At 53.7% G+C, this 17,239-nt stretch carries 7 protein-coding genes and 7 pseudogenes; all 14 read right to left on the minus strand.

The genetic code is table 11. The annotated features are described in order from the left end of the window. Window positions 1-32: 32 nt before the first annotated feature. Entirely contained in the window at window positions 33-827 is a 795-nt protein-coding gene (locus tag ABDK09_22085; GenBank protein XAW89376.1) for a DUF1338 domain-containing protein, read from the minus strand. Window positions 828-929: 102 nt separating this feature from the next. After that, a pseudogene (astD, locus tag ABDK09_22090) lies at window positions 930-2,388 on the minus strand (succinylglutamate-semialdehyde dehydrogenase). Window positions 2,389-2,422: 34 nt separating this feature from the next. Further along, window positions 2,423-3,442 carry an arginine N-succinyltransferase gene (gene astA, locus ABDK09_22095; protein XAW89377.1) on the minus strand — a complete coding sequence of 340 codons (1,020 nt, stop codon included), beginning with the start codon at window positions 3,440-3,442 and terminating at the stop codon, window positions 2,423-2,425. A 99-nt stretch (window positions 3,443-3,541) separates the two neighbouring features. Next, window positions 3,542-4,753 carry an aspartate aminotransferase family protein gene (locus ABDK09_22100; GenBank protein ID XAW89378.1) on the minus strand — a complete coding sequence of 404 codons (1,212 nt, stop codon included), beginning with the start codon at window positions 4,751-4,753 and terminating at the stop codon, window positions 3,542-3,544. Window positions 4,754-5,173: 420 nt separating this feature from the next. Then, complete coding sequence (locus ABDK09_22105; GenBank protein ID XAW89379.1) at window positions 5,174-5,752, minus strand: aminodeoxychorismate/anthranilate synthase component II; 579 nt, start codon at window positions 5,750-5,752, stop codon at window positions 5,174-5,176. 244 nt (window positions 5,753-5,996) lie between these two features. Beyond that, a pseudogene (locus ABDK09_22110) lies at window positions 5,997-8,541 on the minus strand (ExeM/NucH family extracellular endonuclease). A 351-nt stretch (window positions 8,542-8,892) separates the two neighbouring features. Further along, window positions 8,893-9,910: pseudogene (gene trpS / locus ABDK09_22115) on the minus strand (tryptophan--tRNA ligase). A 151-nt stretch (window positions 9,911-10,061) separates the two neighbouring features. Next, a complete protein-coding gene (locus ABDK09_22120; protein ID XAW89380.1) occupies window positions 10,062-10,742 on the minus strand; it encodes a phosphoglycolate phosphatase in 681 nt (226 codons plus the stop codon). A 66-nt stretch (window positions 10,743-10,808) separates the two neighbouring features. Beyond that, a pseudogene (rpe, locus tag ABDK09_22125) lies at window positions 10,809-11,481 on the minus strand (ribulose-phosphate 3-epimerase). A 130-nt stretch (window positions 11,482-11,611) separates the two neighbouring features. Next, window positions 11,612-12,437, minus strand: a pseudogene (locus tag ABDK09_22130) (Dam family site-specific DNA-(adenine-N6)-methyltransferase). 114 nt (window positions 12,438-12,551) lie between these two features. Then, on the minus strand, window positions 12,552-14,069 hold the full coding sequence (locus ABDK09_22135; protein XAW89381.1) for an SPOR domain-containing protein: 1,518 nt from the start codon (window positions 14,067-14,069) through the stop codon (window positions 12,552-12,554). Window positions 14,070-14,115: 46 nt separating this feature from the next. Beyond that, window positions 14,116-15,202: pseudogene (aroB, locus tag ABDK09_22140) on the minus strand (3-dehydroquinate synthase). A gap of 27 nt (window positions 15,203-15,229) precedes the next feature. Beyond that, window positions 15,230-15,748, minus strand: a complete 519-nt coding sequence (gene aroK / locus ABDK09_22145) for a shikimate kinase AroK (GenBank protein XAW89382.1) — start codon at window positions 15,746-15,748, stop codon at window positions 15,230-15,232. A 188-nt stretch (window positions 15,749-15,936) separates the two neighbouring features. Next, window positions 15,937-17,176 (minus strand): annotated as a pseudogene (locus ABDK09_22150) (type IV pilus secretin PilQ family protein). Window positions 17,177-17,239: the final 63 nt, after the last annotated feature.

A 17,239-nucleotide genomic window follows, 5' to 3' on the forward strand; every position in this document is an offset into this window, starting at 1 on the left:
TTTATTGTGTTCAGGACGCAAAAACAGGCTCTTTAGCGGCTGTCCGTACTTTCGAAAATCTTATCGGCTGAGGCAGCGACAAAGCCGGTGTACAATTTGCCATCCGGCAGCGGATAACGTTTGGCAAACTCGTAAAAACCGCCCGGGACAGTATAAGTGCCATCACTAAAACGTACCGCAACCTTATCTGCCATGGTCGAGGACTGTTCGAGTAACACCTGCGGCGACCCTTTTACTTCCCCGCCCGACTCATTGATGGTAAATCCGGCCTGACGCAGGTGATCATTAACCTGCTGCACTTCATGCAAATGCTTAAGCTGATTGACACTGACGGTGAAATGGTTGGCACCATAACCGTGTGCTGCCAGCCAGGAGGCATACTCGCTCTCTGCGGCCAGCGCCTGATAATCCGCGTAGCTTAATTGCCATAACCGCCCGCCGAAGAGGAAATCGCTGCCCGTCAGCTGACGCTCGTCAACCTGAGCCACCAGCGCCTGCACAATAGACTGCAACTGCGCTGAGCACTCTTCTACTTTCAACTCACTGATAAACACTTTCGGCTGCAACGGATCCGGATGCTCATAATGTTTGGCAACCAGTTTTTTACTCTCAAACAGATAATCGCCGCACGCCTGATAACCCAGCTCGATAAACGGCCGGGCAAGAGTATCCAGGCCTAATGGCGCCAGATTGAAGGTGCGCAGGGCAATATGGTCATTGATCAGTGCTTCGTCTTCTTCCAGCAACTGATGCACCTTGTCCGCCGAAGGACAAAGACGGTCAATGTAATCATTCCACAGAGATTGAAACAGAGCTGTTGGCGTCATAACGCCTCCTTTTCAGCGCGCCAGCGCGCATTAGCGTTGACCGCCCGGCAGGGCGGCACAGTGATAGCGACTACCGGGCCGGCACCTGGCCAGCCCCTGAACTCACAGTTCGATGCCCGGGCTGAGCGTCGCCGGCAGCTCAGTCGCTGAACCTTCCATCGAAGCCATCGGATAAGCGCAGTAGTCCGCGGCATAGTAGGCACTCGGACGCAGATTGCCGGACGCACCCGGCCCGCCAAACGGCGCATCTCCGCTCGCTCCGGTCAGCTGCCGGTTACGGTTAACAATACCGGCACGGATATGGTCGACGAAATACTGCCACTCGTCGTCATCGGTACTGACCAGACCGGCCGACAAACCAAACCGGGTATCATTGGCCAGCGCGACGGCCTGCTCAAGGCCTTGGTAACGCACCACCTGCAGCAACGGCCCGAACACTTCTTCATCCGGCAGTTCACACACTGCGGTCACATCAATAATCCCCGGCGTCACAAACGCCGCCTGCAACGCACGCGCCTCAATCAAAGGCTCTGCGCCAAGTTCAACCAGACGGGCCTGGGCCGCGAGGATCACCTCAGCCGCCGCCACGGAGATTTGCGGCCCCATAAAGGGCGCCGGCTCGGCAAACGGCTGGTCAATACGCAGTTTGCGGGTCGCCTCAACCAGACGTACCAGCAGCGCATCACCTTTCTCTCCCGCAGGAATGTACAAGCGCCGCGCGCAGGTACAGCGCTGGCCGGCACTGATAAAGGCAGATTGCAGTATGGTGTACACGGTCGAGTCCAGGTCGCCATACTGCTCAGAGATCACCATAGGGTTATTGCCGCCCATTTCCAGCGCCAGCATTTTACCCGGCTGGCCGGCGAAACTGACGGTGCAACAAATGACCGGTTTGAGCGCTGCCGGTAAACAGCAGGCCATCGATACCTTTTGACTGCGCTAACGCGATGCCGGTCTCTTTTCCTCCCTGAACCAGGTTAAGCACACCATCCGGCAATCCGGCCTGCTGCCACAGTTTCATCGCCACTTCCCCGGTCCACGGCGTCTGCTCTGACGGCTTAAACACCACGGTATTACCCGCCAGCAGCGCCGGTACAATGTGTCCGTTCGGCAAATGACCCGGAAAATTATACGGCCCGAATACCGCCATGACACCGAGCGGGCGATGACGCAGCACAATCTGGTTGCCCGCCGCTTCACGCACACTTTCACCGGTACGCTCATGATAAGCACGAATAGAAATCGCAATTTTACCGGCCATCGCGGCGGCTTCAGTGCGGGTTTCCCACAATGGTTTGCCGGTTTCTTTGGCAATGACCTCAGCGATCATCTCGCTGTTGGCTTTGACCTGCTCAGCAAACGCCAGTACGACTTGTTCACGCTCAGCAAACGAACGTTGTTTCCAGTTCAGCAGTGCGCTGCGCGCGGCACTGACCGCCTCTTCAACCTGAGCCGGTGTCGCGCAGTCCCCCTGCCAGACCACTTCCTGGTTGTATGGGCTTAGAGAGGTGAAATGTTCACCCTGGCCAGCCACCCATTGACCGGCAATCCACTGAGTCATGTGTTACATCCTTAACTTGTCTTGTAAATGGGGTCTACTGGGCCAGAATCCGCACCCAGTCACCTGTTTCAACCTGCAGCGCCGAGGCGACATCCGGCGCAATAATGACGGTGCCGCTTTCGCGGTTATGCGCCGCTTTCGCCGCCGTGGCACGAAACTGTTCAAATGAGCTGTTACACATCAAAAACGTCTGCGAACTGGAGTGCGCAGCCACTTCGACCTTAGCCCGCACCGAATCGCGCACCGACTCGATATTGCGCAGATCGCACTCGACTGAAGGACCCGCATCGAAAATGTCGACATAGTTGCGGCAGGTAAAGCCCTCTTTTTCCAGCAAGGCTAATGCCGGGCGGGTTTTCTCATGCACCTGACCAATCACCGCCTGCGCTTCTTTACTCAGCAGGTTGATGTAGATCGGCAGTTTGGGCATCAGATCGGCGATAAAGCCTTTTTTGCCGATCCCGGTCAGATAATCGGCCATGGTGAAATCAATCGAGAAAAAGTGTTCCTGCAGCCATTGCCAGAACGGCGAGTTGCCATGCTCGTCCGACACACCGCGCATTTCGGCGAAAATGGTTTTGGAAAAGCGCTCCGGGTGTTCTGCCATCATCAAAAAGCGGCACTTCGACATCAGACGGCCGTTCAACCCCTGCCGAAACGCCGGGCGCAGGTACAGGGTGCAGATCTCGGAACAACCGGTGTAGTTGTTGCCAAACGTCAGTAACTTGACCACATTGTTAACACCGAGTTTAGGCGAAGAATGCACTATGGTACTGATGTGATAAGAGTAACAGGGCATGTCCCAGCCGACCGCCGCTTCGATGCCGGTGGTACCGGCCACTTCGCCGCTTTCGGAGTCAAAGCCAACCATCAGGTAGCCTTCGTCACCCGGCTCGGTCACATTGGGTTTGCTAAAGCTGTATTCGGAATGGGTAATGCGGTTGGTCAACAGTTCCTGGTTGACCGGCAATGAGGTGAAACCATGTCCCGATTCAACCGCGCAGGTATGCAGCGCGTCATAATCAGACATTGCAATGGGGCGAACAACAAGCATCTATATTCCCTCCAGATGCAGACAGGCCAGCGCCTGTCAGCCTGATAACAGCACTGTATCCGCGCCATCTCTTGGCTAAGATACAGTGCTCCGGCTTGCTTAAACTAGCGTTGCAATTGCTTTATCCAGTCGTGCTAAGCCTTGTTCAATTTCTTGCTCTGTGATCACCAGTGATGGGGTCATACGCACCACAGACGCACCAGCCACCAGCAGCATCAGACCTTGCTGACCAGAAGCAAGCAACACATCACGCGCGCGGCCTTGCCACTCGTCGTTCAGTGCCGCGCCCAGCAGCAGACCTTTACCACGGATCTCTTTAAACAGGTTGTATTTCGCGTTGATCTTCTCCAGTCCCGCACGCAGCAGAGCTTCACGCTGCTTAACACCAGCCAGAGTTTCAGGTTGGCTGACGATATCAACCACCGCCTCTGCCACAGCGCAAGCCAGCGGGTTACCACCGTACGTCGACCCGTGTACGCCCACTTTCATGTGCTGAGCCAGTTTGGTGGTGGTCAGCATGGCGCCGATTGGGAAACCGCCGCCCAGTGACTTGGCGGTGCTGAGAATATCCGGAGTCACGCCTATGCCCTGGTAAGCATAGAAATCACCGGTACGACCGTTACCGGTCTGCACTTCATCAAAAATCAGCAGGGCGTTGTGTTTATCACACAGCTCACGCACCGCCTGCACAAATTCTGGGTTCGGCGACACGATACCGCCTTCGCCCTGCAGCGGCTCCATCATGATGGCACAGGTGCGATCAGAGATGTGTGCCTGCAGCGCTTCGATATCGTTGTAAGGCAGGTGAGTCACATCGCCCGGTTTCGGACCAAAGCCGTCAGAGTAAGCTTCCTGGCCGCCCACGGTCACAGTAAAGAAAGTACGGCCGTGGAAACCCTGTTTAAATGCGATGATTTCCGATTTTTGCGCACCATAAACATCTGCCGCATAACGACGGGCCAGCTTCAGTGCCGCCTCGTTTGCTTCTGCGCCGGAGTTAGCAAAGAAGACTTTTTCCGCAAAGCTGACCTCAGTCAGTTTTTTTGCCAGACGCAGCGCAGGCTCATTCGTCATCACGTTGCTGAGGTGCCAGATTTTGTTGCCCTGTTCAGTCAGCGCTTTCACCATAGCCGGATGACAGTGCCCCAAACAGCTTACGGCGATACCGCCGGCAAAGTCGATGTACTCTTTACCCTGCTGATCCCACACGCGTGAACCTTCGCCCTTAACCGGGATGAATTCCATCGGGCTATAACAAGGCACCATCACCTCATCAAACAAACCACGATCTACTTTATTTTCCACTGTCATTACCCATTCCTTATCAATACCGCATGCCTGGCAAAAAGGCTCTCCTTCCCAAAACCTTACTCATAAGATTTTGTGTTGCGTTTAAGCAGATGCAGCATTGTATTTACAAAATATTAACCAATTCAATAGTGAATTATTCTTTCAGCTTAGCATTTAAGCTCACAATCCTCACCACTCATGATTATTTATGCACCATGTAAACTCTTTTATGAAGTACTTTTTAAAAATGAGCGAAAAAACCTCATTTGAGCCCTGTATTCATCAGCACTGGCAAGGAGTTGGCAGGATGTGCGGCGCATAACTTTTCAGCGCAGAAAAAAGGTAAATTAAATGACGAAAATGTTAAGAAAAGTGATCGCGATCAGTAATCAGCCCGGCGAGATGCCGCCAGGCTGAGAGGAAAAAGAAAGGATTGCGCGCTCAGCGCTTGAGGAAATTAGCCAGCAACTCGTGGCCTTGTTCGGTTTTAATCGATTCCGGGTGAAACTGCACCGCATCAATCGGCAGGGTTTTATGCTGATAGCCCATGATCTCATCCACACTGCCATCGGCCAGTTCAGTCCAGGCGGTCAGCTCAAAACAATCCGGCAAAGTGCCGTTTTTGACCACCAGCGAGTGATAGCGGGTCACGGTGAGCGGATTGTTGAGACCGGCGAATACACTGCGTCCGGTATGCCGGACCGGTGAGGTTTTACCATGCATCACCTGACGGGCTCGCACCACTTCACCACCAAATACCTGAGCTATCGCCTGATGCCCCAGGCACACGCCAAGCATCGGCAGCTTACCGGCAAAATGCTCAATCGCAGCCAGTGAAATGCCGGCTTCATTGGGCGTACACGGCCCGGGCGAAATCACCAGATGGCTTGGCGCCATTGCTTCAATCTGTTCGAGGGAGATCTCATCGTTACGCACCACTTCAACCTTTGCGCCCAGTTCGCAAAAGTACTGGTACAGGTTATAGGTGAACGAATCATAGTTATCGATAATCAGAAGCATAGTGGCGTTACAGGTTAGAGAACAACCCCCGCATTCTACAAATCCCCGATGCGGATTCAATCAATAAAAGCATTTTGCCGGTAATGACGGCTGTTTTTGTCCGCGGCGTGTCGCTCAGCGGCGGCGAGCGCTGCCATAAATAAGGGGGCCTCAGCCCCCTCAATCACTTATGCTGCGCTTGATCGGCTCAGCGTGGCGCCTGACAGCGACCTTTGCCATGCGGCGAATGCGGACAACCCGCCGGATACATGCTCAGCTCCAGCAGTGCCGGATCATGGTCCGAAGCTCGGAAATGGTCCTGATACTTAGGCAGATCCCCTTTGAAATCATCGCTGTAATCAAACAGCGTCGACTCCGCCGCATTAATATGCCAGTCCGTCGCATCGACGACGTGTTGACGCAAACTCGGGCTGATAAGGATATGGTCAAGTGAACCGACCTCATCGTTGTACGAGTAACTCCAGTTGCTGCGGTCACTCAGCGTCATCGCGTTCAGGTAGCCATAAGTGCGGGTAATGTCCGCGCCCTGATCACCGAACTGCTCAACACCGTTAATCCGGGTGTTACGGGCGGCGCGAATGGTTTTACCTGCTTGCTGCGGCGAGTAATCGGTCAGCACCAGGATCGGGTCTTCCTGCGCATAAGAGTTGAGATCGCCGATGATCACTTTGTGACCGTCAAGTTCAGCCAGCGCATCCCCGAGAGCCACCGCTGCGGCGACCCGGAACTGTTCACATGATCCCTGCAGATCGCTGTCTAAGCCGCCCTGACCGCCCTGCTCCGGCGGCGCGGTATCTTCCCAACAGCTTGAACCTTTCGATTTGAAGTGATTGACCGCAACCGTAATCATCTGATTGCCACCCTTGACCTGGAAGGTTGGCGCCAGAGTGTCACGCTGATAGTTTTCCCCGTCTTCAATCACATTGCCCTGCTCATTAAGCACCTGCGGCGCGTGCTGGCTCGGCATTGCAATCACCCGGTTGTCACGCAGCTTGACCACTTTGTCACGGTAAATAACCCCGGTGGTAATCGCATCGCTGCCCACCGAGTCCTGCTGGTCAGTGACGCCATCATGATTAGAGTCCACGGCGACAAAACGGTAACGGCGTTTTTTATCGCCAATGTGCGCGTTAAGCTGGCCGACCAGCTGTGCAATTGCAGCCCCCTCGCCAAAGCCGTTATTCTCAATCTCCATCAGGCCAATGATGTCAGCATCAAGGCGCAAGATGGCCGCGACAATTTTTGCCTGCTGCACTTCAAACTCCGCATAGCTTTGCGCGCCGCGATTATCACCAAACGCGTTACTGTCGCCGCCAAACGGCGAGTTGAAATAGTTGAGCACATTAAACGAGGCAATGCGCAAATCACCTCGTTCCAGCTCTGGCTGCTCTGTGCGGGGCTGATTATGGATCAGATTGTCCTGACTGATTTGATTGGTGACAATCAGACGATACTCGTCATAGCTGTAACCAATCACGCCTTCGAGACCAAACAGGGTGTCGTCAATACGAATATAATCCTCCGTCGAGCCATTCTGGTCGATATCGCTGCGGCCAAACTCAGGATAGTAAGGGATTTCACCATCTGCGGCTCTGGCATCTGACTCAACAAACAGACGACGCTGCGCATTGTCGAGGCTCTGCTGCTGCGCCTCACCGGAAACCGGCGACATGCTGCTGATTCGGCTGCATATTGACTCTTCCCTGCGCCAGTACCATGTTGTTGCGGCGCGCATCATAGTCATAACTGAAGGTGCGGGTGACGCGCATGTCCAGATCCTGCGGCAGGGTGACCAGCATTCCCTCATAACGCTCCAGCGTGTCGGCGAAGCTGTTGTCGGTGGCGAGCCTTTCAATCGGCTGTGGTCGCGGCGCTGCCTGCTGTGAGGTCTTCAGCCACTGCTGGTTTTCGACCCGCAGCTGAGTCTGCTGGTAATACTCTTCAACCTGCCCGAGAGCGCACACCACATCACCCGGCTCAAGCTGTGAGGCTGACTGACCGGTATAAACGAACAGGCCCTCCGAAGTATTGGGATTGTTATCATCCTCCAGCGCCTGCAGGTAGAAGCCGCGGCTCAGACCCGTGGTTACCGCACTGACCACGCCCTGCACATAATAAGACTGCTCAGTAATATACGGATAACCGTCAATAAACGGCGAGCGGTTACCCTCGCCCTGAATGGTCTGAATCGCGGTAAACTCAGGTGTACTGCCATTATCCAGACAGGCAAAAGCCTGCGTTGTGTCGCCGCCCAGTGAACCAAGTCCGGCTATCACATCCCGGCTGAGAGCCTGCCATTGCTGCGGCTGATAACTGGCCGACGGGGCCAGCGCATCGGCGAGTCTGACCAGGGTCTGGTCCTGAGCAAAGTAGCCACCGCCCATCTCACCCAGCACGTCATGCACACTGCCGTCAGCATTCAGCAGCGCCACAGGATCATTACCATTAAAGTTGATCACGCTGTTATTCGTCAGATCGGCCTGAGCCAGGATGTCGCTATTGGCGCCCGAGTTAGCGATCACCAGTACATCACGCGGCCCGATCTGCAACCCGCTTAAATCCAGCGTTCGATCCCAGTTGCCGGAACCGTTTACCGACAGAGCCAGCTGATAGCCATCGAGACTGGCGGGCTGATCGGACGTATTGGCGATTTCGATCGCCTTGTTATAGCTGCTGCCTTCCACGTATTGCGACAATACGATTTCAGCGTGCAGCGGAGCACTAAGCAGTGCTGCCAGCGACACGCCGGCAGCCGGATAAAAAACAGAAAACCTCGCTTGGATCGGCATAATCATCCTCGTCATCCATGATGTAACGTCAGTGTGAGTTTCATTGTGAAGTGTCACATTTACCGCAGTAACACCGAAAATTTCAGTTACCAGTGTTGTACTTAACGCTGTAAGTACAAATGTTGTGCAGCACGAACATCGACCTGGATCTCAGCCTGCCCATCTAATGGTGAACCGAGGTCAAATTTTAAACAGCCTGAGTGACAATTGAGATGACGCTTAGATTAAGCCTTGATTACACAGGTTTTTCGTCAGGCCGCCGGTATCTCAGCCTGCGTTCTTCCGGCCTGCCTGACGCAGGGCAAAAAAAGCCCCGGCCGAAGCCGGGGCTGATAATTCTCGCGTTAGCGCTTACGGACGGGCAACAAAGCCGACCGCTTTGTAAACCTGTTTCAGGGTTTCGTAAGCACGGGCAGAGGCTTTCTCAGCACCTTCGCGCATTACGCTGTCGAGGTAAGCACGGTCCGCACGGACACGGTGGTACTCAGCCTGCACAGGTTCCAGCATAGCCACCAGCGCTTCGCCGACATCTTTCTTAAACGGACCGTACATTTCCACCCCGGCATACTGCGCTTCGATCTCAGCAAATGTCTTACCGGTCGCAGCTGCATACAGGCCCATCAGGTTAGCAATACCCGCTTTGTTCTGCGCATCATAAGCAATGCGTGGCGGTGTATCGGTATCCGTTTGCGCTTTGTTGATCTTCTTGATGATCGACTTCGGCTCTTCCAGCAGGGTGATCACGTTTCTTACGGTTGTCATCGGATTTCGACATCTTCTTGGTGGCATCCTGCAGACTCATAACGCGCGCATTCACTTCCGGAATGTACGGCTCTGGCACTGTGAAGATAGGCGCATCAGGGCTGTAGATGTTATTGAAACGGGTCGCGATATCACGCGCCAGTTCCAGATGCTGCTTCTGGTCACTGCCAACCGGTACCTGGTGGGCACCGTACAGCAGAATATCTGCCGCCATCAAAACCGGGTAATCGTACAGACCCACGTTAACATCATTGGCGTAACGGGCTGACTTATCTTTGAACTGAGTCATGCGGTTCAGTTCACCCATTTGCGTGTAACAGTTCAGTACCCAACCCAATTGAGCATGCTCCGGTACATGTGACTGTACAAACAGCGTGCTCTTTTGCGGATCAACGCCAACCGCCAGACAAATCGCCAGCGCGTCCAGGGTCGCTTCATGCAGTGCTTTAGGATCCTGACGGACCGTAATCGCGTGCAGATCCACCACACAGTACTGACAATCATAATCGTCCTGCATTTGTTGCCACTGACGTAGAGCACCCAGGTAGTTACCGATACTAAGTTCACCTGACGGTTGAACACCACTCAATACGATGGGTTTGCTCATGAGAATGATTTCCTTGTTACTTAAAATGAGATAAGACAGAACAAATCTGAGATAACACCCGCCGGGCTACTGCTGGCAGGTGTCAATTCGAAAACAGTAATTCAGCAGTGTACTCATTAACGAGTATTTTGCCAGAGAAGATTGCCAACTTTTACGCGCAAACCGCCAGTAGTTCCAGCAGATCAGCAATGTTATCCGCGACCACATCCGGACCGGCGTTGGCAATCGGCTCACCATGGTTGTAGCCATAAGTCAGACCAAAAGAGGCGCAGCCGGCATTTTTGGCCGCCAGAATGTCATTTTTGGAATCGCCGACCATCAGCATCTGCGCTGCACTGAGCTGATGTTTTTCCAGCAGCCAGTTGAGCGCCATCGGATCCGGTTTTTTGTGCTGGAAAGTATCGCCGCCAATCACATCACTGAAAAAACCGTCAATGCCATGCTGCTCAAGAATGTGTGGCACAAACTTAGATGGCTTATTGGTGACAACCGCCAGGGTAAAACCGGCATCACGCAGCTCACTCAGCGTCTGTTTAACATTGGCGTAGAGATGGCTCAGCTTGTGACCGGTCTGCTCATAGAAGTCGTCAAACAGCTCACGGGCCTGGTTGCGGGTCTCTGCGCTCAGCGCGGGATCGATGCTCAGGCTTTGGCTCAGCGCGCGGCCAATCAGCACATCGGCACCATTACCAACGTAATCGCGTACCTGTAGTTCAGACACGCCGGGGTAACCCAAAGCACGCACGGCCTGGTCAGCGGCAACAGCAAGATCCGGCACACTGTCAAGCAAAGTACCGTCGAGATCAAAAGCAATCAGTTTAATCTGGTTCAAAATATTCTTCCTAGGCTGGTTATAATAATGAGGCTGATTTAAGAGTAATCATGGTGACCAAGTCGGTTATTCAACCCGTGCCAGTTCAGCGCGCATTTCCGCAATGACCGCCTGATAATCCGGCTGACCAAAAATCGCCGAGCCGGCGACGAACATATCCGCCCCTGCTGCTGCAATTTCACGGATGTTATCCACTTTAACTCCGCCGTCGATTTCGAGACGGATATCGCGCCCGCTGGCGTCAATCAGCTTGCGCACCGCGCGCAGTTTATCCAGGGTATGCGCAATGAAGGACTGACCGCCAAACCCCGGGTTAACCGACATCAGCAGAATCATGTCCACTTTGTCCATGATGTAATCCAGATGGCTGAGCGAGGTGGCCGGGTTGAGCACGACACCGGCTTTACAGCCATGCTCTTTAATCAGTTGCAGGGTACGGTCAACGTGTTCAGACGCTTCAACATGGAAAGTGATCATCGATGCGCCGGCTTTGGCAAAATCGGGAATGATGCGATCGACCGGCTTAACCATCAGATGCACATCAATGGGTGCGGTAATGCCGTAGTCGCGCAGCGCTTTACAGATTGGCGCACCGAAACGTCAGGTTAGGAACGTAGTGATTGTCCATCACATCGAAGTGAACGACGTCGGCACCGGCCGCAAGTACACGTTCGACGTCTTCTCCGAGACGGGCAAAATCAGCGGAGAGAATGGATGGCGCAATGAGAAAATCTTTCATACCTGACCTCTTAGGCGATGGAATACGATGAACAGTTTATGTTCGCATTCTACCTAAGCGAGCGGCGAGATCCTAGCAGCAAGGCAAGGATCGTCAGGAAGCAGCAGGATATTTTAGGCGCGGGCGCAACTCACAGCGCGCGCGGATTAAACAGCGCCAGCAGCTCATCGACTTTGTTACGCCCTGCTCCGTTGCGGCTGATGGTGCGTTTGACCTTAACCACATTGAGCTGCGCACCGTGATACAGCCGGCGGGTCAAAATGGTATCGTGGTTGGAAATCAGCACCGGAATACCGCGTTCAGATGCGGTTTTTTCCGCCACGTCAGCCAACGCCGCCTGATCATCAAGAGAGAAGCCGTTACCGGCATAAGAAGTAAAGTTGGCGGTATTAGACAGCGGTGCGTACGGCGGATCACAATAGACCACACTGTTATGGTCCGCGCGGGCAAAGGTGTCGACATAGCTGGTACAGACAAAGGTCGCGCGCTGGGCTTTTTCAGCAAAAAACTCCAGCTCCGCCTGCGGAAAATAAGGTTTCTTGTACGAACCGAACGGCACATTAAAGCCGCCTTTCTTGTTGTAACGGCACAAGCCGTTAAAACCGAAACGGTTCATGTACAGAAACGCCAGCGAAACGGTACAGCACATCATCACTCTGGTTGAATTCGGCCCGGATAGACAAATACGCTTCTTTGCGATTGTTATCGGCCACGAACCAGCGTCGTGCTTCATCGATATATTGCTGTGGACTCTGCTTGAGCAGGTTGTACAGATTGATCAGGTCCGGATTGATGTCCGCCAGCAGGTAGCGTTCAAACTCGGTATTGAGAAAAATAGATCCTGCACCGACAAACGGTTCAACCAGCTGCTCCGCTGGCGGCAGGTGACGTTGAATGTCTTCAACCAGGCTAAATTTTCCTCCAGCCCATTTCAGAAAGGCACGCTGCTTCTTCATCTACTGCTCTAATCAATCACCGAAAAAATAAGGCTGCGGAATGTAACATATTTTCAGGTCAGACCCAACGTAATTGGCGCCGTAAGACGCGAATAGCCCGATAATGTGCGCCTTTTACTGACCGCGGGCAATCTCGCGTTGTACCTGACTGAGTGACTTAGCCCACGGGCCGAGTGACTGCAGCGGCTGCGGCAGAGATTCAACCGCATCACGCGCCAGCTGAATGGTCGGATAATTACGGTAAGTGATAATGTACCATTCAGTTTCATTGCGCACCGTCGGATACACATTCACCTCACCCTGTAACTGGTACTGGTCGATAAAACGCTGCGCTTCCGGCAATGAGTTCACCGCGGCCAGCTGCAAAGTGTAGCTGCGTGGCGACATGGCATTAAGCTCGTCCCGCCCGAATGAAAAACGCACTGCCTGCCCGCTCTGAATGGTCTCAGCGACACTATTTTCACGGTCAGCAGCCTGATCGTTAGTGGCGCTTTCAGCCGCTGCCGCGCTGTTTTGCGGTGCCGCGTCAGCGCTGGCTTGTGGTTGAGACTGAGAGTGAGGTTGAGACTGAGATTGGGCTTGCGGCTGCGCAGCCACTGCCGTTTTGTCATCCAGCAGTGCATCCACCACATCAGACGTAATCACAACGCGCTGCTGATGGCCATCCGCTTCGCCCACCCCTTCGCTCGATTCAATCACCGCCGGCGGCAGGGCTGATGAATCATCATCGGCCCGGGTTCGGTTATCGGCGGCCTCGACGGCCACATCGTCCATCCGCACCTGCTCATTCGATTCCAGGGTTGGAATCGCCGTCTGTTCGATACCTTGCGTCAGTTGCTGCGCCTTCTCATCCGCGGACGGTTGCGACCACATCCACCAGTAACCACCGCCGATCAACAGCAGCAGTAAAATCACCAGCAAGGCGATATTGAGTGGTGAACCTATGATTGAACGAATCACGATGCGTTTTTCCATCTTCTGCTCTGCGAGCGCCATAATGTCTCCCGGTAACCGCTTGACCTTTTTAAACGCCTGACGAACCTGGCGTTCTCTGTCATCATCAACATAACGCATAACGCGCTGTTCAAACAGTCTGTCCGCCTCAGGTTGTGAAAGCGACTCAATTTCCAGATCGACCGGTTTCGACTCCTGACCATAGCTGAGCCGGGTCAGTAAGGTATCCAGACGATTGGGCAGTGAAAACAGCACCACGTTAACACGCCATAACGGATGGCTTTGCGCTTCAAGCAGCCACATCCATAGCTCGGACAGCAGGACATCTGACAGCAAATGGGCGTCATCGACCACAACCACAACGTCACAGCTGCTGTCGGCAAACAGAGCAGAAAAGCTATCGCTGAGGGAATCTTTGGGGTTAAACAGCGGGTCAGAAACCAGCTGATTGAGAATGGTAGTACGGCGCTGCTCGTCATCCTGATTCGGATGGCACATCAGCAAAGACTGATTTTTATCATCAGCCCAGTGCTCCAGAAAACGTTGGGCAAGCCAGGATTTTCCTGCGCCTTTGCTTCCGGCGACATTGACAAAATTGGAACTATACCGGGTCAGGAGCTGCAAGCGTTCCAGCAGCTCCACCTGAGAATCCAGTGTCAACTCATGTGCCAAACTCATGACTTATCCTAGTGATAAGACGGGATGACTGCAGCCCGAGACAGGTTTATACCGTGCGGCAGTAATCGATCGCCTGTTGAATGATGGCTTGCGGTACACCTTTCACTACTTCAGAAGTACCAATACCAGTCGGTAATACTAAGCGTAGCTCACCTGCCAATACTTTTTTATCCCGCATCATGTGCTTGATGAAATCATCAAACGACATGCTGTCCGGAGTATGGATAGGCAGCTTGGCCTGCAGCAGAATGGTTTTGATGCGCTCCAGTTTCCTGCTCAGTAATCAGGCCCTGCAACTGAGCGGTTTTGGCCGCCATCACAGTCCCTGCCGCGACCGCTTCGCCGTGCAGCCAGTTACCGTAGCCGAGCTCAGCCTCAATCGCATGACCAAACGTGTGTCCGAGGTTAAGCAGAGCACGGATACCCGCTTCTTTCTCATCCTGGGCCACGACTTCAGCTTTAATCTGGCAACAACGCGCAATGGCGTAAGTCAGTGCCTCTTCATCCAGGGCATAGAGCGCAGACATATTCTGCTCCAGCCAGACAAAGAAATCCTGATCATAAATAATGCCGTATTTGATCACCTCTGCCATCCCGGCCGCAAACTCACGCTCCGGCAACGTTGACAGACACTGGGTATCAATCAGCACCGCTTTCGGTTGATAGAAAGCACCAATCATGTTTTTGCCCAGCGGATGGTTAACCGCGGTCTTACCGCCCACCGATGAATCCACCTGCGATAACAGCGTAGTCGGCACCTGGATGAAATCGACTCCGCGCTGATAACACGCTGAGGCAAATCCGACCAAATCACCAATCACGCCGCCACCGAGCGCGACAATCACCACATCGCGGCTGTAGTTGTGCTCAAGCAGGTAACTCATGATGGTATTGAAGGTGTCGAGCGTTTTGTATTGCTCGCCATCCGGCAGTTCAAGCACTGCCGACTGACAGCCGAGGCTATCCAGCATCGCGGTCAGTTTATCCGCATACAGTGGGGCCACTGTATGGTTAGTGATAATCAGGACTTTTTGCTTTGCCGACAGACAAAGAAGAGCCGGATCATTGAACAATCCGGCGCCAATAGAGATAGGGTAGCTACGTTCATCTAAGCTGACCGTAATCCGTTCCATGGTATGCACTCCACGTCAAAGAACAACTTAATGTTCTTCTAGCATTTTTACGATCTGGTTGGCTACCACTTTTGCACTTTGATCATCAGTGCGCACAGTAATATCTGCGATCTCTTCATACAGTGGGTTACGATCACCCGCCAGGCCTTCCAGGACTTCGCGAGGGTTGTCAGTCTGCAGCAACGGACGTTTTTTGTCGCGATTGGTACGCGCCAGTTGCTTCTCGATGGTGGTTTCCAGGTAAACAACGATGCCACGTGCAGATAGACGGTTGCGGTTCTCTTTGCTTTTCACAGAACCACCACCGGTGGCAAGAACAATACCTTGCTGCTCAGTGAGATCATTAATCACAGCTTCTTCGCGTTTACGGAAGCCTTCTTCACCTTCGACATCAAATACCCATGCGATATCTGCGCCAGTGCGCTCTTCAATCACAGTATCAGAGTCAACAAACTCCATATGCAGTTGCTGAGCCAGGTGTCTACCAATTGTGCTTTTGCCAGCGCCCATTGGGCCAACAAGGAAAATATTGCGTTTTTCAGCCATGTTTAGCAGTAATTTACAACGTTAATTCAATGACATCGCCACAAGGTTACGCCGGACAGAAGTCAGCGATAGGATTGCTTGTGGCACCTATTCCTCACAGATATTTCGTGATAAGACCCGAAATTATCTAGATATGGTGCCAGTAATGCAACTTTAATTTTTACCGACCACCAATATTGACGGGTAAGTTACTGAATCACAACTTTCGGTGTGACGAAGATCAGCAGCTCACCTTTACCGCTTTGCTGGTAACTGCGCCGGAACAATGCCCCCAGCCACGGCAAATCCCCCAGCAGCGGCACCTTATCCACCGTATGGCTGACACTGTGCTGGAAAATACCGCCCAGCACCACGGTTTCACCGTCATTAACCAGCACCTGGGTACCTATACGCTGCGTGTTGATCGCAACCGCTTCACCGGTTCCGGTCTGCACGACTTCGCCCGGCCGGTCCTGGGTGACATTCAGATCCAGCACCAGGCGATTATCCGGCGTAATCTGCGGTGTCACCTTAAGGCTCAGTACGGCCTTTTTAAACGCCACGCTGGTCGCCCCGCTCGATGACGACTCGAGATACGGAATTTCTGTACCCTGCTCAATAAAAGCCGGCTGCTGATTGGTCGTGATAAGGCGCGGACTAGAGATAATTTCTGCTTTCGACTCACGCTGCAATGCCGACAGTTCAAGATCAAGCAAGGTGTCAGAGCCAAGACGCGCCACCTGAAACGCAATCGTGGAAGCATTCAGTGAGGTGGCGGCCAGATTGACGTTGAGCCGGTCTTCCAGTGCAAGTTCGCCCGACTCATCCGCCAGGGCTGCGCCGGCAAACAGATTCTCCTCCAGCGAAGCCCCTATCCGGCCATGCGCGGGAGAAGAATGAAATCCCCAGCGTACCCCAAGTTCATCTAAATCACCTTCATTGATACTGACAATACGCGCTTCAATCTGCACCTGCTTCACCGGCACATCGAGCGCTCGGACCATTTTCGCGATATCCGCAACGTTCGGCGCCAGATCGCGCACCAGCAGTGCATTGGTACGTTCATCAACACTGAGCGAAACCGCGCTCAGACAGCAAGCCAAAATTGCCGTCCGTCGCAATGATCGCCGCCATGTCCTGCGCTCTGGCATAATGCACCGTGACCACCTGGCTCTGCAGCGGCGCCAGGAGCTGCGCCTGCTCCCTGTGATGCTGCGCCTGACGGGCAAACTCATCCTGCGGCGCAATCAGCATCACACCATCCGCCAGTTGCATCTCCAGCCCACGGTGGCGCAGGATAAGATTGAGTGCCTGCTGCCAGGTAACGTCCTCCAGGCGCAGCGTCAGCTCACCCTGTACACTATCGGACACCACCAGATTGAACCCCTGATAATCCGCCAGCAACTGCAGCACACTGCGCAGCTCTATCGTCTGAAAGTTAAGTGAGATCCGGTCGCTTTCACCGGGCTTAGCTGGGCTGATATTCTTCGCCGCGCTGGTCGCCTTTTCGCT

This window comes from Vibrio sp. CDRSL-10 TSBA, assembly GCA_039696685.1.
In the GTDB taxonomy this organism is placed as follows: domain Bacteria; phylum Pseudomonadota; class Gammaproteobacteria; order Enterobacterales; family Vibrionaceae; genus Vibrio.